At 66.3% G+C, this 3,133-nt stretch carries 4 protein-coding genes; 2 read left to right on the top strand and 2 right to left on the bottom strand.

Annotated elements, in window-relative coordinates; translation table 11 throughout:
* Nucleotides 1–306 (top strand): polysaccharide biosynthesis protein (locus ACMUOO_RS16895; RefSeq protein WP_413855779.1); only part of this gene is annotated, 306 nt, incomplete at its 5' end.
* 25 nt (nt 307–331) lie between these two features.
* Here the strand turns inward: ACMUOO_RS16895 and ACMUOO_RS16890 are convergent.
* Nucleotides 332–1,264: a glycosyltransferase family 2 protein gene (locus ACMUOO_RS16890; protein ID WP_301917883.1), complete on the bottom strand. Its 933-nt coding sequence runs from the start codon at nt 1,262–1,264 to the stop codon at nt 332–334.
* Nucleotides 1,261–2,058 carry an ABC transporter permease gene (locus tag ACMUOO_RS16885; protein WP_301917884.1) on the bottom strand — a complete coding sequence of 266 codons (798 nt, stop codon included), beginning with the start codon at nt 2,056–2,058 and terminating at the stop codon, nt 1,261–1,263. The genes ACMUOO_RS16890 and ACMUOO_RS16885 overlap by 4 nt, the downstream gene beginning before the upstream one ends.
* A gap of 110 nt (nt 2,059–2,168) precedes the next feature.
* Here ACMUOO_RS16885 and ACMUOO_RS16880 point away from each other — a divergent pair.
* On the top strand, nt 2,169–3,133 hold a 965-nt coding region (locus ACMUOO_RS16880; protein ID WP_413855778.1), incomplete at its 3' end, for a sugar transporter.

Here is a 3,133-nt window from a genome sequence, read left to right as displayed (position 1 = left end):
AACCCCGAGGGCGACATAGAGATCGTCACCACGGGGCTGCGGCCGGGCGAAAAGCTGCACGAGGAACTGGTCATCGGCAGAGGGCCGAGCCGGCGGGTCCATCCCAAGATCATGACGGTGATCGAACCGCGGCTGTCCGAGATCGAACTGGCCGCGGCGCTGCGCGACCTGCGCGAGGCAGTGGAAACGGACGACGCAGACGCACTCGTTGCCGCGTTGCGGAAATGGGTCGGCGCGGCGGGAGAACAGGGTGCCGTTCGTGCGCGGACCGCGGTGACAGAGTGGTATCAGATCGGGGCCGAGTGAGCGCGCCCCAGCCTTCCTCCCGGCGTCACAGCAGCCCGAGGAATGCGGCTCCATAGAGCGAGAGATTGCCCGCGCGCGTCTGCCGGTAGAGCCCGAGGTCACGCAATGCGGCCACCGCTGCGGGGCCGCTGAGGTTGCGGAGGCTCCCGAAACGGTCGAGGAGGTCCCGGTTCTCGGGCGTGAGGAGCGCCTTGACCGCCCGCAGTTCGTCGAGGTTCCGTTGGTTCCAGTCGCGATAGCGGCCGTGGAACAGGCCCGCAACACGCTCCATCCGCGCCGCGACGGAGAGATTGGAGCCGATCTGATTCGCCCCGTGCTGCCGGTACAGGACGCTTGGTTGCGTGTCGTAAACGATGCGCGCGCCGGCCCCGCTGAGAAGCTGATAGAGCCACCAGTCATGGCAGACGGCGCCTTCGCGCCGCCCGGCGCGCATCACGGTCTCACGGGCGGCTGCGTCGAGCATCATGGTGTTCCCACCGGCGAGGCTCTGCACCAGTGCGTTGGGGAAGCCGGGGGGCCGGCGGAAGTGTGGCGACAATCGGTGCCGGGCGAGGTCACGGTCGGTGACGATGGTGCGGGCGCCGTAAAGCACCGCTGCGCCATCTGCTGTGGCGCAGGCGGCGAGGCCCCGCGACAGCCGTACGGGAAGCCAGACGTCGTCCTGGTCGGCAAGCGCGAAGAAATCCGCCCGGATGTCGGGGGCGCAGAGGAGCGACAGGAAATTCGCCATGCTGCCGCGGCGGGGCCCGTCGCGCAGCGAGACGGTCCGCTGAGGATGGGAGTGTGCGAATGCCTCCACGATCGCGCGCGTGGCATCGGTCGAGCCGTCGTCGCCGATCCACAGCGACCAGTCGTCGTGGTCCTGGGCGGCCAGGGAGTCGAGTTGCGCGCGCAGGAACTCAGCGCCGTTGCGCGTCGCCATCAGGATCGCGACATGGCCGGTGCGCGGCGCGGTCATTGCTGGAGCAGATGGCTTTCGTTCTGTCTGATCAGGAAGGCTCCGACCAGAAAGAGCGCCATCGCGATACCGAACGCATAGGGCAAGGACACGAACTCGCCGCGTTCCAGGCCGTAGAGGCCATAGCGCGCCTCCGCGATCACATGGGCGACCGGGTTGTACCAGAGGATGTCGCGCAGGTAGGTCGGCAGCGTGTCGAAGTCGAACAGGATGCCCGACACGATGAAGAGCGGCCGCGTCAGGACGCCCCAGATATTCTGCCAGGTCGGGAAAAACCCGATGAGAACCGCGTTCAGTGTTCCGACCCCGGTGCCGAGCGCGAAGGCGAGCACGAAGGCTGTGACCAGCAGCCCCGGATTCAGTTCGGTCCGCACGCCGTCATACCAGGCGATGGAGGGAAAGATGATCAGGGCCACGACGAAATGCGTCATCATTTCGAGCGTCGCGCGCGAGATCACGGTGTCGAGCGGTCCGACCACCGGGTAGGTCAGGAGCCCCTTGTTCGTTCGGATCGCGTGCATCGTCACGTTCGCGATCGAGTTGTACATCATGAAGGGCACGAAGCCCGAGGCGTAGAAATACATGAAGCTCGTGCCGCGCGGGGGCACATGCGTGATCAGGCTGAAGGCGACCGATAGCAGAACGATCCCGCCCGTGGGTTCGGCGATCGCCCAGATGTAGCCACCCCACGACCGGCCGAATCGCGCGCTGGTCTCGCGGATGATCAGCGCGGCGAGCACGCGCAGGCGCTGTCTTATCCGCCCGAGAGCGGTGGGGTTTTCTGCAAGCATCATGACGATAGATCCGGGATAATGTCCTGCCGTTTGCCTTGGCCGCGCCGCGGCGCTAGGTTCGTTGCGGGGCGGTGCCGTAGCCCGCCAATCTCAGAGGATGCGCCGCAAAGATGCAAGCCCCGAACGACGCCGCCGCGTCCAAGCCCGTGATGCGACCCGTCGGCCCTGCGGCCCAGGTCCAGGCGGCGCGTGCCCCTGCCGGCCCGGGGGCGGGCCGCATTACCCTGAGCGCGGTGCGTGCCACCGTGACCGACATGCCGGCAAGCGGCCTGCGGACCCGCCATCGCGTCCTGCGACTTACCTTCCTGTGCTGCGTGGCGCTACCCGTCTTGCTCTGGTCGGCCTATCTCTTCGCGGTGGCCGAGGACCAGTATCATTCGGAGCTTGCCTTCTCGATCAGGTCTGAGGAAATCGCTTCGGCGGCGGCCGGAATCCTCGGTGCCATCACCCAGGTCAGCGGCGGCGTTGCCAACGACGCCGAGATCCTGCACGAGTACATCTCCAGCCGGGCGATCGTGGAGGAGGTCGATGCCGACGTCGATCTGGGCGCGATCTACCGCAAGCCGGCATTCGATCCCGTCTTCAGCCTCGGCAATGATGCGCGGATCGAGGATATGACGGATTTCTGGAACCGCGTCGTCCATGTGAGCTACGAGAACCGGTCGGGCATCATAAGCATCCGGACCGTTGCTTTCACGCCAGAGGATGCCCGCCGGATCAACGAGGCGATCCTAGCCAGAAGTAACGCCCTCGTGAATCGCCTTTCCGAACAGGCGCGCCACGATGCGATCCGGTATGCCGCCATCGACCTGGACGAGGCGGAGGCAAACCTTCGCCAACAGCGTCAGCAACTCGCGGACTTCCGGGCCCAGTATCATATCGTCGACCCCGAGGCTGACGTCGCGGGACAACTCGGGGTGCTGACCGCATTGCAGAGCGAACTGGCGCAGGCGCTCGTGGAGCGCGACATGCTGCTGACCTACGTCAGCGAGGATGACCAGCGCGTCATGCAGGCCACCCGACGGATCGATGCCATCACCGCCCGGATCGCAGAGGAACGCACCAACCTCGGCAT

It is taken from the genome of Albidovulum sp. (assembly GCF_041919395.1).
GTDB lineage: Bacteria > Pseudomonadota > Alphaproteobacteria > Rhodobacterales > Rhodobacteraceae > Albidovulum.
This window is presented reverse-complemented; position numbering and strand designations above follow the sequence as displayed.